This is a genomic window from Paenibacillus zanthoxyli JH29, assembly GCF_000520715.1.
Taxonomy (GTDB): Bacteria; Bacillota; Bacilli; order Paenibacillales; family Paenibacillaceae; genus Paenibacillus_AQ; species Paenibacillus_AQ zanthoxyli.
The window spans coordinates 1-23,414 of the sequence record NZ_ASSD01000660.1 but is presented as its reverse complement, the minus strand read 5'-3'; the positions used below and the strand labels follow the sequence as shown (position 1 = coordinate 23,414).

Sequence of the window (23,414 nt, the reverse complement as noted above, 5' to 3'; positions counted from 1 at the left end):
CCACTGCATCGGCGTGCGCCCCTGATCCCGGCTCCTTTTTGCCAGATGGTTCAGGATGTCAGCTTCGGGTCTGCCAAGGGCCATTTCGTGAGCGTGAAAATTGTTGCTTTCAATATCCCGGTACTCCTCAATTGATGCAAAATGATGATTGGTCATGCCAATCTCTTGCCCTTGATAAATAAAAGGAGTGCCCCGCATCAGGAAATAGTAGGCGGCCAGCATTTTAGCCGATTCCTCGCGGTAACGCCCGTCGCTGCCGAATTTGGAAACCGAACGGACATGGTCGTGGTTCTCCATGAAGAGCGCCATCCATCCCCTATCAGCCGTCTCCGTCTGCCATTTGGACAGCGCATGCTTGAAGTCGGTCAGCTTCCAGGAATGATAGATTCCCTTAGCCGTCGGTTTGACGTCCAGGTCCACATGATCAAATTGAAAAATCATATTAAAAACGCCGTTCTGCTCATCCACATAATCATGAATCTGCTCAATCGGAACGCCAGGCGCCTCCGCGACGGTCATCACATTGCGCGGCTCCAGCACCTCCCGTTTCATTTCGTGCAGAAAATCCAGAATGCCGGGTTGATTCAGGCAGGCTTCAGCAAGCGGAGCATAACGGCGGCCCTCTTCTGTCTTCAAATTCGGAAACCGCTGATCCTTTTTAATAAAGGTAATCGCGTCGATGCGAAATCCGGCAATCCCCTTGTCGATCCACCATTCCATCATGGCGAAAATATTCCGGCGAACCTCCGGGTTCTCCCAGTTCAGATCCGGCTGCTTTCTGGAAAAACAGTGCAGATAATATTCCTGCGTGTTCTCGTCATACTCCCAGGCGGAGCCCCCGAAATTCGATTCCCAGTTGGTCGGTTCCGCCCCGCCCGAGCCCGGCTTCCATATATACCAGTCGCGCTTCGGATTGTCTTTGGAGCTGCGGGATTCCACGAACCAAGCATGTTCATCCGAGGTATGGTTTGCCACCAGATCCATGATAATGCGTATGCCGAGGGCTTCCGCTGTGGTGATCAGTTCCAGCATATCTTCCATTGTTCCATATTCAGCCTGCATTTTATAAAAATCTCGGATATCGTACCCGTTATCATCGTTGGGCGAGTCGTAAACCGGGCAGATCCAAATGACGTCGATGCCCAAATCGCTCAAATAGCCGAGCCGGTTAATAATTCCGCGCAGATCCCCGACTCCGTCTCCGCCCGAATCCTGAAAGCTCCGGGGATAAATCTGATACACGACACTTTCCTTCCACCAATTGCGGTCTCTAATCTCCATAACTCCACTCTTCCTTCAGCAAACTTATTTAATAGCGCCCTGGCTGACACCCCGGATAATATAACGCTGCCCGAACAGGTAAGCGACCAGAATAGGCAGGATGGTGAGCAGCAGCGCGGGAATCAGCAGCTCCCAGTTGTTCATATACGTTCCGTTAAAGACCTTCATTTTGATCGGCATGGTGAAATCCTGGTCTTTCGTAAGCACAAGAGACGGCAGCAAGTAGTCGTTCCAGATCCAGAGCACGTTCAGAATGGCGATCGTCACCGAGGTTGGAGCAAGCATAGGCAGCACAATTTTGAAAAAGGTCTGCGCCCGCGTGCAGCCATCCAGCAGCGAAGCTTCTTCAAGCTCATAAGGTATCGACTTTACGAATCCGTGATACATGAATATCGAGAGTGCGCTGCCGAACCCGATATAGAGAATAATGAGCAGCGGAATCGGCGCCGCGTCGATCCAGTGAAGCTTGGCTCCGTAAATATAAATCAGCGGGATCATGATGGATTGAAAAGGAATAATCATCGAAGCAACCATCAGCGCAAAGAGCCCGTTATTGAATTTGGTCGGACGTCTTACCATGTAATAAGCGGTCATTGCCGCGAATATGCCGATGAGCAGAACGCTTAGCAAGGTAATCACAACCGTATTTCTGAACGATACAAAGAAATTCATCTTGTCGACAACTTCAGCAAAATGCCCGAAATTCAGGCTGGTCGGCAGGGAAAAAGGACTTTCGAGTATCTCTCCATTGTTCTTGAACGAGTTGACAACCATGAGGAAGAACGGAAAGACAAAGATGGCAAAGGATAGGATCAGCAAAGTATAAGTGAGGATAGAGGCGGCTCTTTTTCTGGCTTCCATTAGGCAGCAACCTCCATTCTCTTACTGAAATAAACCTGCAGCCCTGTAATGACCGCCACAATGATGAACAGCACGATCGCTTCAGCCTGGCCGACGCCGTAAATATTTTCCGTAAAAGCTTTTTGGACGACATGCATGGATACCATGGTCGTACTGCCGTATGGCCCGCCCGCGGTCAGGGAGTAGTTCACATCATAGACCATAAAGGCATTTTTCAAAGTCAAAAAGACTGTAACGACAAAGGATGGAACCATCAGCGGAAGAATGACACTTCTTAAACGCTGCCATGCGTTCGCCCCGTCGATTGTGGCCGCCTCCATCACGTCTTTCGGAACATTGACCAGACCTGCGACAAAGATAATCATCATATAGCCCGCCGATTGCCAGATCGTTACAATCACGATGGCCCAGAAAGCCAGATGCTCATCCCCCAGCCAGCCCAGCCGCAGCCATTCGATGCCGAGCTTGTCTCCGATGGACGGAAGCGTCTGCACGAAGATGAACTGCCAGATGTAGCCGAGGATCAATCCGCCGATCAGATTCGGAGTGAACAGCGCCGTCCGAAAGAAATTTTGCATTTTCACGCCGGAAGTGACCAGGAAGGCCAGAATAAAGCCAAGGATATTAATGATGATGACCGTCGCTAGAACGAATTCGACCGTAAGCCACATGGATTCCCAGAATGCGGTATCCGTAAATGCGGTTTTATAGTTGCCGAAGCCCGAGAACTTGATCGGATTAACGGGAGAGGTCATATCTGTCAGCGTAAGATACAGGCCATAGGCAAATGGAATCAGTACCGCTATGGCGAAGAAAATAATCGTGGGACCGGTAAAAAACAACTGATTGCCGAGCGACTTCAGCCGGCTTTTTTCCGTTATCATAGGTTTGGCTCACCCCTAAGTCCTTGAAGTTGCGGAAAAGAACGGGGCTGCCCCGCCCTTTTCCCGTTTCATAACGATTAATTCATTATTGCTGGTTCTTGTAGTAGGTTTCGATAGCTTTGGCCAGATCGGCGCGGGATTCTTTCTGCGCAATATATTTTTGAATATCCGGCGCAAGGATATTGCCCCAATCTTCAACTTTTACATAATTGGAGCTGAACGGCAGCGTTTTGCCTGCTTGTACGGCCTCCGCAATCGCCACTCCGAGCGGATTCGTTACTTTATTCGGGTTGTTCTTGAAAGCGGAGATGACTTGGGCTTGATTGACGAGAAAATCTTGGCCTTTTTGATCATAGACGAGCCAGTTCAGAAATTTCTTGCCCGCTTCCTGTTGGGCAGCCGTAGCCGATTTGTTGATCACCAGAATATTGGTCGGGCCTGCGGCAATTTTGTTGTTCAGCGGATTGTCCGGATTGTTGTCCACCGGAACCGGGATAAAGCCAAAGGATTCGCCGGAGACCGCTTTCAGTGAATCAAACGCCCAGTTTCCGTTGAACAGGATGGCGGATTCGCCTTTGCCAACGCTCAGATGCGCATCGTCATAATACTTGCCCAGCGGGCGTTCACCGTATTTGTTGTACTGCTTAGAGACGAGCAGATCCATCGTATCGTAGTAGCCGTTCCATACGGCGTTGCTTGCCAGATCGAACTTGCCGGCTTTCAGCTGTTCCACAATCGTATTCGGGTCCTCAGCCTGATTCAGAAATTGGGTGCTGTAATGGTTCGCAACCGACCAGTTCTCCGTTTGATAAGCGACCGGATATTTCACGCCGGAAGCCTGAATTTTGTCCAGAAGCGCTTTCAATTTGTCACGGGTATTGATGGAATAAGGATCGAATGCGCCGCCTATCGCTTTTTCCACGACACTCTTGTTGTATACCAGCCCGAAGCCTTCAATGGAGAACGGGAAACCGGCGATTTTGCCATTAGCGTCTTTAACGCCGTACACCGTATCGGCATTCCATTTTTCATTCGATAGGTCGATGCCAAAGTCTTTATATTTGTTAACAATGGAATCGGGAGACATCATTGCAATGGTAACCGTTTTGCCGGAAGCCGTTAGCTTGTCCAGCAGATTAACCGTTTCCCCAACCGCTCCGGAGACCGCTTCAACCGTAATGTCCGGGTTTGCCGCCATGAAATCCTTTGCTGCCTGCTCCCACTGGGAAGCGATTTCACCTTTGCCGTTCACAATCACAATGTTGACTTTGCCGCCATTTGAATCCGCCGCCGTGTTGTTTGAATTTCCCGACCCGCCGCAAGCGGTCAAGGCAACAGCCATCAATAGAACGAGGAATAAAGCCAATGTCTTTTTCAAATGAACCCCTCCATAAATGTAATAACCTCACCTGATCCAATCACCGCAGAATGCTTGGGAACGATACCAAATTTTATGGGATAATCTCGCATCCCCATCATTTGAAGTGATTATAGATATAATGTATCACTCTTTGGTAACGGTTTCAAGATATTTTTTCTAACACATCACTAAAAATATTAACCAGGCATAGCCAATATATGGCTGTTCCATAGCTTATAATCGGCAATATTTAAATATTGGTATCGTTCCCAAAAATATATAGGAGCCGCCATAGCTTATTCCCGCATGCTAGGTGGATTCCCGGACAACCAGTTCAACCGGAAGCTCATAAACCGCTGGGCTCGGACAAGGCTCATTCAGCATCGCCAGCAGAATCTCTCCAGCCTTCTTTCCCATTTGTGCAATCGGCTGCCGGATAGTGGTGAGTCCCGGGTCCAGAACCTCCGCAATCGGTTGATCGTCAAAGCCGATGATCGCCAGATCATCCGGAATGCGCAAGCCGGCTTTTTTCGCGGCCATCATCAACCCTCCGGCAATTTCATCGCTCCCGGCGAACACGGCGGTCGGACGGTCCTTCATTTCCATCAGGAGCTGCATCACTCGCTTGCCGTCCTCAATCGTATGCTTATCGACCAGAATCCAGCTCGGATTCACCGGGATGCCGGCTTCCTCCAGCGCTTTTTGATAGCCTTGGTTCCGATCCTTGTCCTTCCCAAATTCCGTGAATAATCCGCCCGTACAATAAGCGATCTTGCGATGCCCTCTTTCAATTAGATGCTTGACGCCAATATAAGTGCCTTGATATTGATCCACCCTAATCATCGGAACATCCGTCTTGTTGATATATTCGTTGCACAGCACAATGGGGCCAAACTCCGTATAAGGTTCAATCTGCGCCCAATCATTCTCGATGGATGTCATAATGATTCCGTCCGCCTGCTTGGTCTTCAGCAGATTCAAGTAGGATAATTCCTTCTCTTTATCCTCATTCGTCTGGCAAATCAGAGTCTGATAGCCGCTGCGGTAACCGACCTGCTCGATGGCGTCCACCAAATAGGAAAAGAACGGATTCACAATTTTCGGAACGACCACCGCGATCGTTGTCGCAAGCTGGCCTCTTAATCTCCGGGCGGAAGGATTCGGCGTAAACCCAAGCTGCTCCATTGCCTTGAGCACCTGTTCCTTTTTGTCCGGCGAAATATGGGGATAGTTGTTGATCACCCGGGATACGGTCGTCTTCGACACTCCCGCCAAGCGCGCCACATCAATGATGGTTGTCATCCATTTGTTCACCTCTCACAGCAAATATTGAAACCAGTTTCAATCATTTTACCTTATATCCGAATAATGCGAAAGAAATTTAAAAAAGCCGCCATGGCACCCGAAAGTGTCAGACGGCTTCTGTCATACCGAATCAGTTATAAAAATTGCGGACCCAGCGGTGCGGCTTCAGCTTGGCAACCTGGTCCTCAGGAAGCCCCAATCCATCTCCCACCTTCATATTACGTTCCACATTGGCAACGGAGCGCATGCCCGGAATTACCGTCGAAACTGCGGGGCTGCTAAGCACATAGCGCAGCGCTGTTTCAGCAATGTCGTCAATAGAGATATTCAAATCGGCAGCAATTTTCTGCACCCGCTCGAAGACCTCCTGCTTGCGGTCACCCCTGAAATAATGATTGCGGAAATCACCTTGATCGAAGGTGGTTTCCGGTGTGATTTTCCCGGTTAATCCGCCTTCATCCAGCGCAACCCGGACAATCACCCCGATGTCGTGCTTCTCGCAGGCAGGCAGCAGCTCGTCCTCCGGACTCTGTTCAAAAATATTATAGATAACCTGAACAGTGTCAACGAGACCGCTTTCAATTAGCTTAAGCGCATTGCTTGGCTGATAGTCATTGATGGACACGCCGAAGAACCGGATTTTCCCCTGTTCCTTCAGCTTTTGCACTCCCTCCAGCCAGTCCCCTTTGCCGACCCATTCATCCGACCAGACATGGAACTGCTGAACATCAATCGTCTCCAGACCCAAATTCCGCAGGCTCTTCTCCGTGCAGGAAATCACATGCTCCTTAGTGAACGTCTCTTCTACCGGCACACCGCTGCGGGCGGGCCACTGTCTATTAATCGGCGGGATCTTAGTCGCTACATAGATGTTCCCTGCATGCTCCCGGACAACTTGTCCAACCAGCTTCTCACTATGCCCGTCTCCATATCCAAGCGCGGTATCGATAAAATTCAATCCCAGCTCAACGGACCGGTTCAGCGCTTTGAGTGATTCTTGATCATCCGCGCCAATCCATGACGTTTTACCGATACCCCAGGCTCCGAAGCCGATTTCCGATACTTTCAGTCCCGTTCTTCCAAGAGTTCTGTAGTTCATGATTTCCCTCGCCTTCTTTAATCTGAAATTGTGATTCCAATCTCAAGTATACCATAGGGATACGCCCAAAGCTTAACGCCGCCAAACACCCGGAAACCCTTGTGTTCAGCGGCAGTCCGTCCCCTTATTTCTTCACTCTGACTACCTTCTCGATTGCCTGCTTCATCAATCTGCCCCCCCGATCCCAGGAAATCTTGTGCGCATCCTGACGCCCCTGCCGGCCTTTCATTTTGCATAGACGGGGATTCTCGTACGCGGTCCTCATCTGCTTTCTGAGGCTTTGAAGCTCAGGCTCCGCCCAGCGCTGTCCCTTCTGCGCGAACAGGTGGCTAAATTTACGGGATATCGCGTGCTTGCTTCGCATGCTGACCGCCGGGTTCCGCAGTTTATATTTCACCAGAAAAGAATTTCTGCTGTTCAAAAAATCCATATGGCCTCCCCAGCCCGTTGCAATAACCGGAATGCCGCTGGCCATTGCTTCAAGAAACGGCATGCCCACGCCTTCCCCTCTCGTTGGCAGAACAAAAGCATCCCCGAGCGTATAAATCCCTTTAAGCTGCGCGGGAGTGATCGGACTGCCGATGATCTTAACGGGAGCGGTGCTTTTGTTAAGGCCGAGCTTTTTCTTGTATTTGCTGATTCTTTTCTTAATCCAGGCTTCAGTCTCACGAGAGTTATAACCGTTTGTCTTGATCACGAGCAGCACGGAATCACTGGCGGAGAACTCCTCCCAGTACGCCCGGAGCAGCCCTTCCGGATTCTTGCGGTGCTGGAAGCCAAAGACGGACACAAAGACGAATCTCCTCTTATGCTCCAGCAGGTTCAGCTTGGGATTGCCCGGACGGTATTCCTTCGTATTTACGCCATGGGGTACGATGAAGATGGGAACCTTAACGCCGCTCTTTAGGAGAGCTTCTTTGTTCTGGAGAGTAGGCACAAAGACCGCATCAAATTTATTCATGTGCGGCTTCCAGCGGTTCGGGATCTGTGTCGTCTCCCAAACGGTGTTCAGGATCACATGATCGTAATGCTTCCGCTCCTTTTTGACATGTACCTCATACGGCGGATGGTGGCAAATTAGAACTTTTTTAACCGCTGACCGCCGGGTTCTCAGGTTCTTTAATGCTTTGAAGCCAACCCGCACTTTTACACCCTGCCGCCGCAGCGCCCGCACATATCCCCGGCTGGCGATACCGAGCCCGCTCTTTTTCTTAACGGGGCCCCGCCATTCACACCAATATCTATTCATAAGCTCCCTCATTTCACTGCGCATCGTCGTTTGAGTTAGAATATGCCAGCTCTGCTGAAAAGGGGATTAACCGTATACAGAGACACAAATAATTCGCTTAGAAAATGGGGGGCCGAAAATCTTATACATGTTTACCCGAAAAAATCAAATGCCGCGACCTGCGGGTTATAGTAAAATGTTGTAAGCGCGCCTAGTTGGTACAATAATCCACCGTGTTCGGGCAGCGCACCCAGCTGTGGTGGGATTTGCCGCTGATGGAGTCATTCAAGCTGCTCGGCCAAATCTACGATGTGCCGAAAGAGCGATTTCAGCGCAATCTGGAAATGTTCACCGACATTCTTGACATGTCCTCCTTCCTTTCAACGCCCGTTCGCCAACTGAGCCTGGGGCAAAGGATGCGCGGGGACATTGCAGCGGCTCTGCTGCATGAGCCGGAAATTCTCTTCCTCGACAATCGGCCTTGACATCATGGCGAAGGAGAAAATCCAGTCCTTTCTGCAGGAGATCAACAAAGAGAAGGAAATCACGATTATCTTAACGACCCATAACATGGACGATATCGAAAAACTATGCCATCGAGTCATCTTCATCGACAAAGGGCAAATCCTGTTCGACGGCAGCACGGCGGTCATGACCGCCGAGTTCGGAGGCTTTCGCTATCTGGTCGTGGATGCGCCGAACTGGGACGAAGCCGCCTGGAGCGGGCCGCCTGTCGATCGGAGGGAAGACAGCCAGCTGTTCTTCCGGATTGAAGACGACAAGCAGGTGGCCCCGATGATCAAGCAGCTCTCAGACCTGATCGACATCCATAATCTGACCGTCCAGGAGCCCAAAATCGAGGATGTCATCAAACAGTTATATCAGAGGATCGGCCATTAGATACGCATAGGCTAGATTACTCTTTTTAGTCTATCAGCAACAATAACCACTCCGTTAGAACGGAGTGGTTAACTGTTTGAATAGTATGTAATTTTTCTTACCAAGGTTCTTCGCCTGAATCAAGGAATTCTTAACACCTTTTATAATATTTTTTAGATCAATTGGATGAAGTTGTGTTATATAATCTTTTTGTTTAAAGGAAGAAGCGTCAGCCTCAGCAATACAATTTGTTTTTGCATATGAACTGTCACCTAAACCACACTCTCTTCCTTTAAACAAGGGAGTCTTCCATTTATCATATTTACCATTGATATCTTTAATCTTTGAGTGAGTGAGTGTTACAAAAGTAACAAATATAGGTATACCATTATTGATCTCTAGGATCGCAACTGGTCGTTTCTCTACTTCTCCTGTCTTTGGGTATTCCACCTCATACCAAAAAACTTGACCGACTTTTAATTGCATTTACTACTTTTTGAACTCCTCAAACCATTTTTGTTGAAGACGGTTATCTGAATCAATTCTAGCTGTTCCATCTACCACTGTTAAGCGTGGTGCTTTAGATTTGAAATTCGGATGATCCGATAAAGAATTTTTGGTGGTTTTCTTCTTTTGAATAAGACTCATATCTTTCTCCTCCTCCTCGCTCATTTTACATTACACCTCCAAGTAAAAGTCTTTACTTGGTATTATGTTCCCAAAATGGAACTTATAATTCCCTAAAAAACAATCTGTAGTTTTCTGAGTAACACAGAGAGGGAGTCTAACATAATTTCAGTGTATCACACCTTTTACCATATATAAACATGCTTTTAGATGGTGGAAGCAGCCAACTACTATTTAAACGTCAGTGGAAAACTCGAACCGAGAGGCTAAAATTGGAGGAAAGGCACGGCTGGCCTCTCCTCCATTATTTTTTGGTAAACTCGCCTGTAGAACAACGCTTATGCGCCAAGCGTCTCTTCAATATCGGTTTGCGGGCCCGGACGATGGAGCTGATACAGGTCAATATGGTCCGTTTGAAGCCGGCGCAAGCTGTTTTCGACCTCCTGTCTGATCCACAGCCTTGAGCTTCCGCTTTGATTCAGCCCTTTTCCCATTGGCATTCCGACTTTGCTCGCAAGCACAACCTCGTTACGCCGTCCCTTTAAGTCCTTGCCGACAATTTCTTCCGAACCTCCGGCCCCATAGACGTCGGCAGTGTCAATGAAGTTGATGCCATTTCCGATTGCCGTATCCACGATTTGAATACATTCCCCTTCGTTCGTGTTCCCCCATGATCCAAATGCTCCTGTACCCAAAGTAAAATTGCTTACTTTCATGCCTGTACGTCCCAAATTCCGGTATTCCATATCAATTACCTCCATTTATAGTTATGATTTCATTAACCCGCGAGCTTGTTGTTCATATTTATGGAGCAAATACAAGGAAATAAGGGGCAGCAAGCACAGTCCGAGATAAATGTGTTGAAACACGCTGGCCATCTCCGTTCCTTTTTGCAGGACAATCAGCATCCCCGTAACCCCTACCCCGAACGCGCCTCCGAAGAAGCCGCCCAGTTGGTTCATGCCCATACCCGCCCCCATGTGTTCTAAAGAGAGATAATGTGATATTTCATTGGAATTACTGGCGGTCAAACTGGAAAATCCTAGACTCATAAAAAAATAACTGATGAGAACACCGTAGGCGGAGAGACTTGCCACAGTTGCAAACAGGATGACGGAAAGCAATAGGAACCCGGCCCCCCACTTGGAGACGATGCCGTTTCCGAACCGGTCGATGATTTTCCCTATTTTTCTTGAAGCAAACGCAGTAACGATTGCACCTGGGAATATAATCAATCCGATTTCCAACGGACTCCGGTGAAAGACTTGAGCCAGCAGGATCGGCATCGCGAACAGCGTGGCAAAATTGATGAAATACGAGGTGAAGCTGATTGACAGCAGTTGTCTGAACCCTTTCTGGCGAAGCAGCTCCGGATGGATAAACGGCGAACGGATTCGATTGATATGCCACCACAGCAGCCCCAGCGTAACTAGACTAATGAAAAGAGGCCAAGGAGCGAAGGTTGTAACGAACAGCAACAGACCCGTAATCGAAGCTGCCACCAGCAAGCTTCCGGCGATATCAAATTGGACGGACCTTTTCTCTTCCATAGGCACATGTCTGTTAAAAATTGGAGTGATAAACAGAACTGCCGCAGTCATGACGAAAAGGAAGTTCCATCCGAGATACTGGGTCAGGGCTCCCCCGACCACCGGTCCCAATCCGAATCCAAGCGATGTGCCTGAAGCAATGAAGGACATGGCGCTGCCTCTGCGCTCCTTGGGGATATACCGGGAGAACAATACATAACCCAGCCCGGGAAAAGCCGCAGCCCCTATCGCCTGAAAAATCCGGGCGGTCATTAATAGAATAAAGGTATGGGCGAAGTAGCCGAGCAATGAGGACAGTACCAATAAAAAGGCACCGAACAGAACCATTTTACGAATCGGTAAAAAATCGGACAGCCGGCTGTAAGTAATGGTCGATATCCCAAAAATGATGGAATAGGCGGTAACAATCCATGACGCCACCGTCGGCGATAACGAAAACTCATGGGCTACTCTGGGCAGAGCCACGTTGAACATCGTCGTATTCATGACCACGAGCATCGCGGCCAAGCTCCAAAACGGGACAATCAATTTCTCATTAAACGATTTTTCTCTTGTATTGAGTATCTCTATATCAGATATGGCTTCCATAAAAAATACCTCCACTTCCCATATTCCTCTTATAAGAAAGTCCGAGTAAATCCTTACTCGCTTAAAAACGCGGAGACATGCAGGACAAACCGTTCAGGATATTGAAACAGGAATCCGTGCCCGGAGTCGGGATAGAGTATCAACTGGGCATTCGGTATATGCTGCGACATAATAAAGGAATTGATGGTCGGAGCTATGATATCGTTATCACCGTTCGCGACTAGAACAGGCTGTTTAATCTCAGCCAAACGGGGATAGGCTGTATCCGGTCCGGCAGCGAAACCGATCAGTGCTTGTGTCTGCGCCTTTATGGTTTCAGCTGTAACCAGCGGCGCGCGATCCATCTTTCTCCATTGAAGACGCTCCAGATACTCACGGCCTTTGGCCTGACTGGTTTCTGTCGGCTCGAATAACAGGAATAAGAAATCTTTATCCTCATTAACAGGCGTGGTCATCACTTCAAACACTCCGTCTCTCGATCTTTCGGTGTCTTCGCCCGCTCCGGGTCCTGTTCCGGCAAGAATGAGACGGCGAACCAGGTCCGACCGTTTCAGCGTCACATGCTGCACCACCATGCCGCCCATTGAGAACCCGATTAAATCGACTTGCTTAAGACCAAGCGCTTCAATAAAAGTGATCGCATAGTCGGCCATATCAGGGACGTTATTAGGCGTAACCCCTGTAGACAGTCCCACACCGGCGCTGTCGAACAGGATAACGGTTCTCTCCTTGGCGATGCCGTTAACGACAGCCGGGTCCCAGTCATCCATCGTGCCCCGGTAACGTTGGCAGAACACAAGCGGAACTTCGGACTCCGCTCCGAACTTGCGGTAGGCGAAGGTGATCCCTCCGGCTTCCACGTAAGAGTTTGGTACAGTCTCCGCAGTCAACGCGCTTAATGCTTCTTGATTAATCATCGATAATCTCTCCTTTTTTGATGGAATAATTTATTTGAGGTTCGCAAGAACCTCAGGGCTGAACGGTTGAATATCTTCATAGCGTCCTTCACGAACCTTGTTCGCCCAAGCCGGGTCTGACAACAAGGCGCGGCCAATGGCTGCCAAGTCAAATTCATTCTGTTCCAACGGTTTAAATAGTGGTGCAGCGGATGGATTCTGAACTGGTTACTATGAAGGTCAACAGCGCTCCAACTTTTGAGACCGATCATTCTCAAATGCTTAAAAAAAATTAATCCAATATAGCCAGCGTCATGTCGATAATGCTTTCCAGCTTCTGTCTGTCAGTTGTTGTTTTAACCAATACCCGTAAGCCCGTCAACGAGTTGAATAAATACTGGGAAAGTTTCACTGCTTCATACTGTCTGGAAATTTCTCCTGTATCTTGACCGTGCGTGATTAGCTCGCAAAGAAGGTTCTCCGTTTCGGCAAAATATGCATTGACTTTAGCTGCAGCTTCCGGGTCCAGCAAGGAAAGCTCACACGCTGTATTGACAACTAAGCATCCAGGAGGCCGAACGCCATCCAAGTTAATTACCATTTCAAAAATGGAACGGATCGCCTGTTTCGCGGATGTTTGATCTTGAATTCGGGCGTCGATTGAAGCTTCCACTGACTCATTATATCGTTCCATCGCTTTCATAAATAAAGCATGCTTGTCTCCGAACGTATCATACATGCTCCGTTTATGGACACCCATCGTTTCAACCAGATCTTTCATGGAGGTTCTCTCATAACCTTGACTCCAAAATAAGTACATTGCCTTTCGCAGTACCGCATCAATATCAAACTCTTTGCTTCTTGCCATTTCCTCTCACCTCTGCCTCCTTGCAAAAACATCATAACATATTGAGAACGATCGGTAAATAATTTTTAGAAAAAATTAAAGCCCGCCCGCAATACATGCGGACAGGCTCATCTTTCGGCTAACTCCGTGTCATCTCATATTTTTTATTCTTCGGATTCTCCTGAATCTGATCCACCTTCTTGCTGTTCTTGTGTGTTGAAAAATAGATCGTATACCCGTTGGCCGCAAAGGAAGCCAAGCTTCTTAAGACAGGCGATTGATCGTTGTTAACCGTCGCCAATACAACAAAACGCGTGTCATTCAAATATTTTACAATCCGGCCCTTTACTTCCTTGCTCATTTTCATTCACTCCTTGTGTTATTTAATATTCCGATTCAGATTTAGTTTTGTAATGACGCTGCTCTTCGAATTCATGTTCATGATTATGCCTCCATACTCGCTTATTGTATTCGCTAAGAAATATTATAGCCGAATCCATATGTTCCGCTAATCATAATGCCAAAAAAAGAGCATCCTCCAAGCAGCTTCAACCGCTTGAAGGATAACTCTTGAGATAAAGTAATGTTAGTTAATCAAATCAGACTTTTGGAGAAGTCTCTGAATAATAGCGGCAACCTCGGCTCTGGTGATGTTATCCTTTGGTGCAAGTTGGCTGCTGTTTCTGCCGGAAATGATGCCTGCTTGCAAGCAGTCGGCCGCACTATTCTTCGCCCACCCGGAAGTTCTATTCGCATCCGCAAATGGTCTCAGAACTTCTGCTGCTTCTTTAGACGGAAGCTTTGCTTTCAGGTCGGTGATCGTCATCGCTTTCGCGATGATGGCCATCGCCTGTTCTCTTGTAATCTTGTCGTTCGGACGGAAGGTGCCGTCTTCAAAACCAGTAATCAGATGGTAGGCATAGGAGGTTTGAATAAAGTCATTGTACCAAGCCGACTGCTGTACATCCGAAAATGAAGCAGCATTACCCTCCGGCTTCAGTCCCAAGCCCCGAACGACGATTGCCGCAAACTCCGCACGCGTAATGTCTTGATCCGGATTGAACATGTCACCGCTGCCGCCCACAATCATTCTTGAGCCCATGTCGTTCACCGCATCTTTAGCCCAATGCTTGGCGACATCCTTGAACTCAAGGGGATGCCAGATAACGGAGTACGTACTGTTCGTCAAACTGTTCACCTTCGCGAAGTATTTCCCGTCAACAGTAACGATCTTCGTTGGCACATGGCGGACAGCTCCATCCGGTTCAATCACAACTCCTGTGGTGATTTTTTGGGGATCTGCACCATCCGGAAAGGCAAGCGTCCGTTCCACATAGGCATTGAACTTGGAAACTTCGACCTTCGCATCTCCGTAAATTCCTCTGACCGTAAAGTCAATCGGCGGAGCGACAATTGTGAACTGGCCTTTGGCCGCCGCGTTCTCTACAGTCTTTAACGTGTCTGCCTTTGGAACGGCGATTTCGATCTGCACCTTGATATCCTGAAGCGCTACCGGCTTCCCAAGCTGATCCGATAAATGATTAATATTGATCTGCTGGGCAGGCAGCGTGTAGGTGGCATTCTCGGTTTTGATTACCAGAACCGCCTGTTTTTGCTCCATGTTTTTAACCATCTGGCCGTTCAGTTCGCCAACCACGACATCCGCTTTCGTATTCACCGGTATCGTAATTACCGCATGCTGATCTTCTGCCGCAAGGATGTCGTCAAGCTTCTTCGGATCAATCACTACAGTCGTGACGGTTTGGTTATTCACTTGAGCTGTTGTTGCCATGCCGATTGATTGCACCTTGCCATTGACAAGCGCATCGACACCTGTATTCGTTGGCTGCTGAATGCTTGGAGCAGTCGGCTCAACAGGTGTGCTGCCGCCATCACCACTGGACGGCGCCAGCGGTGTTACGGCATTGGAGACAGCGGAAGCCGCACTGCTGCCAACACTATTGATCGCTTTTACCGTAAACGTGTAAGTCGTTCCATTCTGAAGTCCTGTTATTGTAATGGGACTGGCTGTTCCTGTCGCGATAATGTTGCCTGGCGAAGAAGTGACCTCGTAACCAGTAATTGCACTTCCGCCATTATCCGTAGGAGCCGTAAAGGTAACGGTTGCTTGACCATCGCCTGCTGCCGCAATGATATCTGCCGGTGCAGCAGGGACCGTCTGCGGCGTTGCGCTTGCTTCATCGGAATATCCGCTTATTCCTCCGTCATTTCCCGCCTTGACCGCAAAATAGTAAGTTGTGCCGTTGGTTAGACCTGTTGCAGTGTAACTATAAGTCGATCCGCTCACAGTCGCCAAGGCGCCTTCACCATATTCGCCGGGGGCTGTTCCTTGATATATTTCAAAATAGGTGGCTCCGGTTACGCTGTTCCAGCTTAATTGTGCCTGGCTATTGCCTCCGATTGCGGTAAGTCCAACGGGTGACGCGGGCGCCGAAACCTGAGGTGTTACGGAAACTTCATTGGAGTATGCGCTGCTTCCGCTGTCATTTGCCGCCTTGACCGCGAAATAATATGTTGTGCCATTTTCCAGACCCGTGGCTGTATAATTGTAAGTTGATTCACTCACAGTCGCCAGGGCGCTGTCACCATATTCACCAGGGGCTGTCCCTTGATAAATTTCGTAATAGGTAGCTCCGGTCACGCTGTTCCAGCTTAAGCTCGCCTGGCCGTCGCCCGCGGTTGCGGCAAGTCCGGTTGGCGCTGTAAGAACGATTCGACTTGCTGTAGAAGCTCCTGTTAACAAAATAACTCTAGGTATGCTAAATGCATCTGAATCAATCGTTACTTTGCCGCTAAACGTCCCTGCACCTGTTGGATTAAATCCTATTTGGAGAGAGCCTTGTGCATTTGGAGCTAATGTACTTCCAAAATCTGATTTTACGGTAAAAGGCTCACTCGCCGTAAAGGAATTAATAGTAATGGTTTGATTAGACGTATTATGAAGAGTGACTGTTTGATCAGGTGCATTTTGATCAGGAAAAGAAAGGCTTGTTGCCGATACATTCAACCCGTACCCTTGCAGCAGACCTGCGTAAACTGCCAGATATACTTTACCACCGCTTTCGTAGACAAATAAAATATCTCCGTTCGTCGTATTAATCTCAGATTCCGCAATGGTTGTGCCATTAATGGTTACAGGAGAACCAAACGTTGCCCCAAGGTCTTGGCTGACCGCAAATGAAACATCTGTACCATTGGAATAACCTGTGACAACATTTCCAAACGAATCGGCGCTTATTGAGCGTGACGCCATGTTATCACCAAAGGTAAGTGGTGTTAAACTCTGATTGATTAAATCATATTTATAAGCTGTAGTTCCCTGGCCGCTAACAAATGTATAGTGCCCTAGCTCTCCGCCAGATATAGCACTTACAGAGAAGAAAACCTGACCCGGCGGATCGACAGGCCCATTCAATGTTACTCCATAATCATCGCTTGTATAGTATCTTAAACTAGGGTTATCCTTCTGAATGACTACCTGGTGTGTAGAGGGATCAACATGTACATCCGAAAATGCATATGTAGCCGGTATCGTATTTAAAGTAAAAGTGTTTCCATTATCAGAACTGTAGTAAAAATTCATTCCTCTCTGATCAATGATGTAAACATTTTTATCGTCAGTGTCCATATGTACGCTGCCGTTTGCAGTACCGATATTTGCAGGGGCACTAAATGTTGCGCCTTTGTCCGTACTTTTACTAATATAAACACTTCCGCTTTGAGACCAAATCACATATACGTTCCCGTTAGAAGATGCCGCAATCTCTGCATCAAGATCAGAACTATTTACTTGGACGCTTGGTGAAAAAGTTTGACCGCGATCAGTACTCTTAGCCACTCTGATGCCGGCATCACCATGAAACAATACATAGATCGTTCCATCCGGTGTTACGGCTAATTTTCTCGATGTATTGACTTGACTAATTCGGTTTGTCGTACCAGCATCAGACACTTGAACACCGCCTGGTGAATTCCAAAGAGGAGTTACCCCCGCAGCTTTAACCGTTGGCACAAGGGCAGAAGTAAATATGGAACTTAACAATACCAGTGACATAATTAATCTGACCGTTGAAAAATAAAGTTTGTTCCTATTTCTAATCAAGATGCATCCCTCCATATCTGTACTTATTTTACAAACGGACTCTCCCTAGCTTGTCTCAATCTCCTTTCGCCTTTTTTCTACTTGTTTCAATATTTTTCACAGAATTAATTATAGCAAGGGCCTCTAAATCGATTCTAAACACGAATAAAGCCCCAGGGACTGTGAAAAAAGGCCTAAGGGCTTGTCATTTTAAACACTGATTATATATCCTTATCGTTTCCTGGCTGGGTTCAATTCCAAGGTCAGCATGCAAGAGCTTAACAAAGGCTTCGTAATGACGGTTCAATGATGCTAATTTGCCCTGCTTGGCATAAGTGGTAAGCACGAGACGGCATATCTCTTCCGAGTAGGGGGCTTTCTTCTCAGCAAAATGCAGCCGCTCAAGCGCTTTCCGTTCAAAACCGTGTTCCATCTCATACGCTGCGACCCTGAGCACAACATTCAAATAACGTTCCAGCAAATTGCTCTTCAGGGTCTCCGTCCAAGGATAATCATATTCTTCCAGGTAATCACCCCGGTAGAGCGCAAGGATATTTTCATAAAAAAGCCGGTTCTGCCCGGTAATAGCCGGCTCCCGATCGGTTGCCCGTTCAAATTCCGATACATCGTACGGGATTCCATCCAGAACAAGACGGTAGCTGTCCAAAGCATATTCAATGGATATCTGGACCTGCCACTCTTTGACCAGCTTTCGAATCTGGGATACGGTGGTATGTAAATAGGTCAGCGCCTTGTCCTTGGGATAATCGGGCCAGAGTGTTTCGAGCAGGATTTCCTTGGCAATCCACCGTTCCCGGTGATGGAGCAAATAAGCAAACAACTCTTGGGCTTTCGCCGTCTTCCACTTAAACTGCCTGTCATTACCCGCACCGTCATCAACAGACAAATGACCAAAGCAGCGCACTTCTCCAATTGCCAAAGCTGTTCACTTCCCTTACCGGGATGCTCCGCTGGATATAATTCAGCGTCTTAGCCAGACGATCCGGGTCAATCGGCTTTAATACATAGTCAAGCGCATGAATTTCGAAGGCTTCAATGGCATACTCCGAATATGCTGTTATATAGACGATGCGAACGTCACGGTTCAATTGCTGAATATGCTCCCCCGCTTCCAGCCCGTTCATCTCAGGCATCTCTACATCGAGAAAAACAACATCCACTTTGGATCTGGCCAGATGCTCAAGCCCTGCTTGGGCAGAGGTATATTTCCCTTCAACTTGGAACCGTCCATCGGTGAGCAGCATCATTTCCAGATACATTAGGGCAGGCTTTTCATCGTCAATCAGTATGCATGTCAGGATAAAACTTCCTCCTTTCCTTGGCTGTGACCGCCGGATGATTCTTTAGGAATCTCAAAGTAAACCTCAGTTCCCTGGTGCAGACGGGTCTCCACTTGCAAGCCCCTTCCATACAGCGAATGAAGTCTCCGGTCAATATTCATTAGCCCCACACCCGAGCCTGATTCCCCCGACAAAATCATATCCAGCTGCTCCTTCGGCATCCCCACTCCATCATCCGTTACCATCACCTTAATCATCTGATCGGTTTCCTGGATAGTGAGCTGAATGGTGCCGCCTGCCGCCTTTTTCATAATTCCATGCCTGACCGCATTCTCTACAATCGGTTGAATAGTAAGAGGCGGAAGGAGGGTATTCATCGGTGCATGAATGTCATAGGATACCTTCAGGCGTTCCTCAAAACGCGCGCTTTCCAAAGACAAGAATGCCTTAACCAGTTCTAATTCTTTATGCAGCGGAATAAGCTTGTCGCGGTTCTGAAAATCGAAGCTACCCCGTAAATATTTGCTTAAATCCAGGAGCAGCCCGGTTGCCTTGGAGGATTCCACTTTGGACATATAAATAATCGTATTAAGAGCATTGTACAAAAAATGCGGTTTAATCTGCGCCTGCAAAAAGGCCATCTCTGTGCGGACCGCGTTCTGAACGGATCGGCGAAGCGTAATTAAGGTGCGGACTCTCGCCCTTAACTCTATGGCATCAACAGGTTTACCCAGATAATCATTAATTCCCGACTGAAAGGCAAGCTCGATATCATCCGCCCGGCTTCGCGCCGTCAGCATAAGCACCGGAAGTCTGAACAGCGGATATACTAAGCGAATCTCCCTGCACAGTTCCAGCCCCGACATCTTCGGCATCATCCAATCGGTAATAACCAGATCAATATTCCGGTTCAGAGAAAGCAGCCCCAGTGCAGCAGTCCCTTCATTGACAGCAATAACGCGGTAGTTGTCTACGGAAAGGATATCCGTTAATACCTGCAAATTTACAGGGTCATCGTCCACAATCAACAAAGTACCCTCCACAGGCTTCGTCTCCGATGCGGCAGCTTGTTCGGCCAAGGCGGTTGGCCCCCGCCCCATAAAGGTAACTTGTTTTAAAGCGGTCTTCGATTCGGTTGACAGGGGGATGTCTGACACAGGCACCGTAAAGAAGAATACCGATCCTTTATCCGGCTCGGATTCCACCCAAATCCGGCCGCCTCCAAGCTCGACGAGTTTCTTGGTGATGCTTAGTCCAAGCCCCATCCCAAGGAAAGCAGGGTCTACCGGCTGTCCGATCTCCCCGAATGGCAGAAATATCGTATCATGCCGTTCAGCGGCAATGCCAATTCCAGTGTCCGCCACGGCAATCTTCACTTCCCGGCCACAATCTTCGGCAGAAACAGTAATCGTTCCTTCAGCCGTAAATTTAATGGCGTTTCCCAATAAATTATATAAAATTTGCTGGATGCGATTTTCATCGCCATTCAGGAGCGGCAGATTTTCAGGCCATTCTTGCACAAACTGCAATCTTTTGCCGCTGCCGGTTGTAAAGATCAGGATATCGAGAACCGCCGAAACGACGGGCCGAAGATCTACCGGACGCTGGTCAAGGATAATGTCGCCATTTTTCAGCCTGGCCCAATCCAGAATATCATTAACGAGCAAGGATAGCCGCTTTCCTGTCGCTGCAATCATGGAAAGATGTTGCTTCTGCTTCGGATTCAGTTCACCCGCCACCCCTTCCAGCAAAGAAGACGACATATTTACAATTCCATGGAGCGGTGTCCGCAGTTCATGAGACGTGCTGGCCATGAATTCGTTCTTCAGCCCGTCAAGTGTCAGAAGCTTTTGCGACAACTGCTCTACTTCATGAAAAGAATTCGCCGACCGAAATGCAAACTGCAGCGCTTGTGCGATCAGAAAGAGCATTATGCCGTAAGAGCTTGGCAGTTGACTCTCAAGCTTCCCGTACACATTCAGCAGGCTGACGATAATGATAATAAGCAGGCTTAAAATGTTTACAAGCATAAAGAGCCTGTCCAAGCTGCGCAAACGCAAGCTTTTTATCATCATATAGATGATATATCCCAAAATGAATATAGACCATACGAGCCAGACCCCATCCCACTTGGAGAACAGGAGCGTAGGAACACTTAACGCCACAATGATGTCGATCCCGGTAATCCATCTGCACAGCAGCAGCACAGGTCTGTGAACGGCTGCCCGGGAGTACAACGCAACATAATGAACGACGCAAAAGTACACTCCGACAGATGCTATCATCTGCAATCTTAATACGGCATCATAAGGAAGAGCCGGAAACAGGTCTCCTATGACCTTCTCGCCATGAGTCAGCACATAGATGCAGGCGAATAATGAAATCCCTCCCAAATAGAGAAGGGAAGTCTCCTGTCTGCGCAATCGATACAGTAGCATAAAGTAAACGGTTGAGACCATGAAGCCGAATGCGATCAGCGAGTCTCCAAAAAATTCTTTTTTCTCAATATCCATTATCGCTTTATAATCACCGAACGAGATAGGGTATACCATCCCTCCCGATGAATAGCTGTAGTTGGCGATTTGCACCAGGATTTCAATATTGCCTCCGTTTATAGAAACAAACCCGGCATAGGGGATATTGCGCTGCACGCCTTCCTTGCCAGGTGCAGCGGGATCACCGCTCGCGCCGATCTCTGTCCCGTTAACAAAAATCCGGTTCGCAGACCGGATATTATCCGGTTTGATCCCGTAAATCTTATTCTCACGCTCCGGTACCAGAATGCGCAGGCGATACGTCGCGTAACCCGTAGCCTTCGGGCTGCCGGTGCTGCCTATATAGCTATTCCAAATGCCCGGTACATGAACGAGACCCGTAAACTTGGGTGTCTTGTCAGGAGACGAATGAGCCGTCTGAAAGCTTTCCGGGGTCAGCAATTGAGAGCGGTAAAACTCCCACTCGCCTTTAAGCGGAACAACCCCGTTCGCCTGAAGGTCCCATTTCCGCAAGTCCAGCACCCCTCCTACCGACGAAGCATGCAGAGAGGCTGCATGGATATAATTGAATATCCAGAATATAGGAATTATAACAAGAAATATCACAATTAATAACACAGCCGGCCATTGTTTGGGCATCCATTTTCTCCAAAATCATAGTTTTGACTTTATGGGGATACGAGGTGCAGTCGCATTATACCTTATAATGGGATGCCTTTGAAGTCCTTTTCAATAGTGGAATATGAAAACCTGCATTTTCAATGATCTGATTTTTGCCGCTCATGAAATTGGGTTAATTGCGGGGTGAAAATGCCCCTATCACTCGGTCGTGACAAACGTATAATGTGGTACATTCGTACACAATACGTTATGAGAGGATAAATCAGATGATTGAACTAGTCTTGGCTTTTCAGGATAAGGATGGGAAATATGCTGAGCATGCTGGGGTCGTTCTTGCATCAGTTTTCCACCATACGAGTTCCCCTGTTAATGTTCATATTTTGCATGACGAGACTTTAAACGAAGATAATAAGCAAAAGCTCGTTGAATTAACAACTAGATTTAGCCACACGATTAATTTCTATCACATCATTATACCTCAGGATATGCTTCAGGTAATGGCGGGTGTTGGTTCCATTAACACATGGACGCAGGCCAGCATGTATCGATTGCTCCTTCCCGCATTAATTCCGGTGGACAAAATTATTTATCTGGACTGCGATGTCTTGGTAAACATGGACATTACCGAACTGTGGCAATTCGAACTGGGTAATTATTATTTAGGTGCAATTCAGGATCAGGGCATTATGGCGGTAGCGCAAAATATCAACTCCAAGGGTCTAAATCCAGCTCTTTATTTTAACTCCGGGGTTATTTTATTTTCTTTGAATAATATCCGGGCCAACCCTGGCTGGTACGAAGAAACGCTGAATTTTTTTCGGAATTTCCCCGATACCACCATGCCTGATCAGGATGCATTAAATGGAGTGTACGGAGGAAATTACCTCCCGCTGGATGTGCGCTTTAACTTATTCAGCCTAGCTTCCGTTGATCATGATTTTACGAATAAAATTGTCCATTTCGCCGGACCTGAAAAGTGCTGGGATGCTAACTCCATAGGCGCAGAGCTGTACCGGAATTACCTTAATCTAACACCGTGGAGTGAACAGCATTCTCAAAAGGCAGTGGAAGTACATCCTACGGTTGTTCGGAAAAATAAGAAACGCAAGAGCGCGAAGAGATATCGGAAACGCATATATAGTACAACTTCCCATAACAGCCTGAAACGAAGAGCACGTAAAGCATCTCAAGGAAAGCTGCTATTTAAAAGAAGCAGACGAACGAAGATCAGCCTGATTGATCTGCCCAGTTTGAGATTGATCAAACTCATCAGAACCAATAAAGGTCATCAGCAAAAGGAGACGAATTCGACATCCAATCTGCCGTTGAGAAAACATATTTAATCCCGCTGGTATCCATCCAAAAAGCCGTGTTCTTGTGGATGCGGCTTTTTGGATGAGGTTTATATACCCTTTGATCTTTTCCACTGCTCATGGTTCATCCATACTTTCTTCCTTGAACACTCCCCCACTTAGCTAACACTTGAAGTG

At 47.8% G+C, this 23,414-nt stretch carries 21 protein-coding genes; 3 read left to right on the top strand and 18 right to left on the bottom strand.

Annotation, left to right across the window (positions count from 1 at the left end):
- The 7 genes from L691_RS0125325 to L691_RS0125295 all read right to left on the bottom strand — a co-directional run.
- Window positions 1-1,281: alpha-glucosidase (locus L691_RS0125325; RefSeq protein ID WP_025693016.1), on the bottom strand; the 1,281-nt coding region annotated here is incomplete at its 3' end.
- A gap of 24 nt (window positions 1,282-1,305) precedes the next feature.
- A complete protein-coding gene (locus tag L691_RS0125320; RefSeq protein ID WP_025693015.1) occupies window positions 1,306-2,142 on the bottom strand; it encodes a carbohydrate ABC transporter permease in 837 nt (278 codons plus the stop codon).
- Window positions 2,142-3,026: a carbohydrate ABC transporter permease gene (locus tag L691_RS0125315; RefSeq protein WP_025693014.1), complete on the bottom strand. Its 885-nt coding sequence runs from the start codon at window positions 3,024-3,026 to the stop codon at window positions 2,142-2,144. The genes L691_RS0125320 and L691_RS0125315 overlap by 1 nt, the downstream gene beginning before the upstream one ends.
- 85 nt (window positions 3,027-3,111) lie before the next feature.
- On the bottom strand, window positions 3,112-4,404 hold the full coding sequence (locus L691_RS0125310; RefSeq protein WP_025693013.1) for an ABC transporter substrate-binding protein: 1,293 nt from the start codon (window positions 4,402-4,404) through the stop codon (window positions 3,112-3,114).
- 291 nt (window positions 4,405-4,695) lie between these two features.
- Window positions 4,696-5,688 (bottom strand): LacI family DNA-binding transcriptional regulator, encoded by a 993-nt coding sequence (locus L691_RS0125305; protein ID WP_025693012.1) that lies wholly within the window; start codon window positions 5,686-5,688, stop codon window positions 4,696-4,698.
- A 133-nt stretch (window positions 5,689-5,821) separates the two neighbouring features.
- Window positions 5,822-6,790, bottom strand: coding sequence for an aldo/keto reductase (locus L691_RS0125300; protein WP_025693011.1), 969 nt, complete (start codon window positions 6,788-6,790; stop codon window positions 5,822-5,824).
- 124 nt (window positions 6,791-6,914) lie between these two features.
- Entirely contained in the window at window positions 6,915-8,039 is a 1,125-nt protein-coding gene (locus L691_RS0125295; protein WP_025693010.1) for a glycosyltransferase, read from the bottom strand.
- 254 nt (window positions 8,040-8,293) lie between these two features.
- On the opposite strand from L691_RS0125295, the gene L691_RS30890 reads away from it, so the two are divergent.
- A complete protein-coding gene (locus L691_RS30890) occupies window positions 8,294-8,503 on the top strand; it encodes an ATP-binding cassette domain-containing protein (protein WP_051459460.1) in 210 nt (69 codons plus the stop codon).
- The gene (locus tag L691_RS30195; protein WP_051459459.1) at window positions 8,466-8,918 is read left to right on the top strand and encodes a hypothetical protein; all 453 of its coding nucleotides are present in this window, start codon (window positions 8,466-8,468) and stop codon (window positions 8,916-8,918) included. The genes L691_RS30890 and L691_RS30195 overlap by 38 nt, the downstream gene beginning before the upstream one ends.
- A gap of 54 nt (window positions 8,919-8,972) precedes the next feature.
- Here the strand turns inward: L691_RS30195 and L691_RS0125285 are convergent, their stop codons facing one another.
- The 11 genes from L691_RS0125285 to L691_RS0125240 all read right to left on the bottom strand — a co-directional run bounded on the left by L691_RS0125285 (window position 8,973) and on the right by L691_RS0125240 (window position 21,825).
- Window positions 8,973-9,383, bottom strand: coding sequence for a hypothetical protein (locus tag L691_RS0125285; protein WP_025693009.1), 411 nt, complete (start codon window positions 9,381-9,383; stop codon window positions 8,973-8,975).
- A gap of 3 nt (window positions 9,384-9,386) precedes the next feature.
- Window positions 9,387-9,569: a hypothetical protein gene (locus L691_RS0125280; RefSeq protein WP_025693008.1), complete on the bottom strand. Its 183-nt coding sequence runs from the start codon at window positions 9,567-9,569 to the stop codon at window positions 9,387-9,389.
- A gap of 293 nt (window positions 9,570-9,862) precedes the next feature.
- Window positions 9,863-10,270 carry an aldo/keto reductase gene (locus L691_RS30190; RefSeq protein ID WP_036738291.1) on the bottom strand — a complete coding sequence of 136 codons (408 nt, stop codon included), beginning with the start codon at window positions 10,268-10,270 and terminating at the stop codon, window positions 9,863-9,865.
- 21 nt (window positions 10,271-10,291) lie between these two features.
- Window positions 10,292-11,662 (bottom strand): MFS transporter, encoded by a 1,371-nt coding sequence (locus tag L691_RS0125270; protein WP_025693007.1) that lies wholly within the window; start codon window positions 11,660-11,662, stop codon window positions 10,292-10,294.
- A gap of 53 nt (window positions 11,663-11,715) precedes the next feature.
- Window positions 11,716-12,579, bottom strand: a complete 864-nt coding sequence (locus L691_RS0125265; protein WP_025693006.1) for an alpha/beta fold hydrolase — start codon at window positions 12,577-12,579, stop codon at window positions 11,716-11,718.
- 271 nt (window positions 12,580-12,850) lie between these two features.
- A complete protein-coding gene (locus tag L691_RS0125260; RefSeq protein WP_025693005.1) occupies window positions 12,851-13,426 on the bottom strand; it encodes a TetR/AcrR family transcriptional regulator in 576 nt (191 codons plus the stop codon).
- Between the two features lie 118 nt (window positions 13,427-13,544).
- Window positions 13,545-13,766, bottom strand: coding sequence for a pyridoxamine 5'-phosphate oxidase family protein (locus L691_RS0125255; RefSeq protein WP_051459458.1), 222 nt, complete (start codon window positions 13,764-13,766; stop codon window positions 13,545-13,547).
- A gap of 225 nt (window positions 13,767-13,991) precedes the next feature.
- The gene (locus L691_RS31610; protein WP_232229281.1) at window positions 13,992-17,528 is read right to left on the bottom strand and encodes an S-layer homology domain-containing protein; all 3,537 of its coding nucleotides are present in this window, start codon (window positions 17,526-17,528) and stop codon (window positions 13,992-13,994) included.
- Window positions 17,529-17,712: 184 nt separating this feature from the next.
- Complete coding sequence (locus L691_RS30180) at window positions 17,713-18,447, bottom strand: AfsR/SARP family transcriptional regulator (protein ID WP_232229280.1); 735 nt, start codon at window positions 18,445-18,447, stop codon at window positions 17,713-17,715.
- Window positions 18,404-18,787 carry a LytR/AlgR family response regulator transcription factor gene (locus L691_RS33830; protein WP_232229279.1) on the bottom strand — a complete coding sequence of 128 codons (384 nt, stop codon included), beginning with the start codon at window positions 18,785-18,787 and terminating at the stop codon, window positions 18,404-18,406. The genes L691_RS30180 and L691_RS33830 overlap by 44 nt, the downstream gene beginning before the upstream one ends.
- A 35-nt stretch (window positions 18,788-18,822) precedes the next feature.
- Window positions 18,823-21,825 carry a hybrid sensor histidine kinase/response regulator gene (locus L691_RS0125240; RefSeq protein ID WP_232229278.1) on the bottom strand — a complete coding sequence of 1,001 codons (3,003 nt, stop codon included), beginning with the start codon at window positions 21,823-21,825 and terminating at the stop codon, window positions 18,823-18,825.
- 365 nt (window positions 21,826-22,190) lie between these two features.
- Between L691_RS0125240 and L691_RS0125235 the strand changes: the two genes are divergently transcribed.
- The gene (locus L691_RS0125235; RefSeq protein ID WP_025693001.1) at window positions 22,191-23,267 is read left to right on the top strand and encodes a glycosyltransferase family 8 protein; all 1,077 of its coding nucleotides are present in this window, start codon (window positions 22,191-22,193) and stop codon (window positions 23,265-23,267) included.
- The last annotated feature ends 147 nt before the right edge of the window (window positions 23,268-23,414 follow it).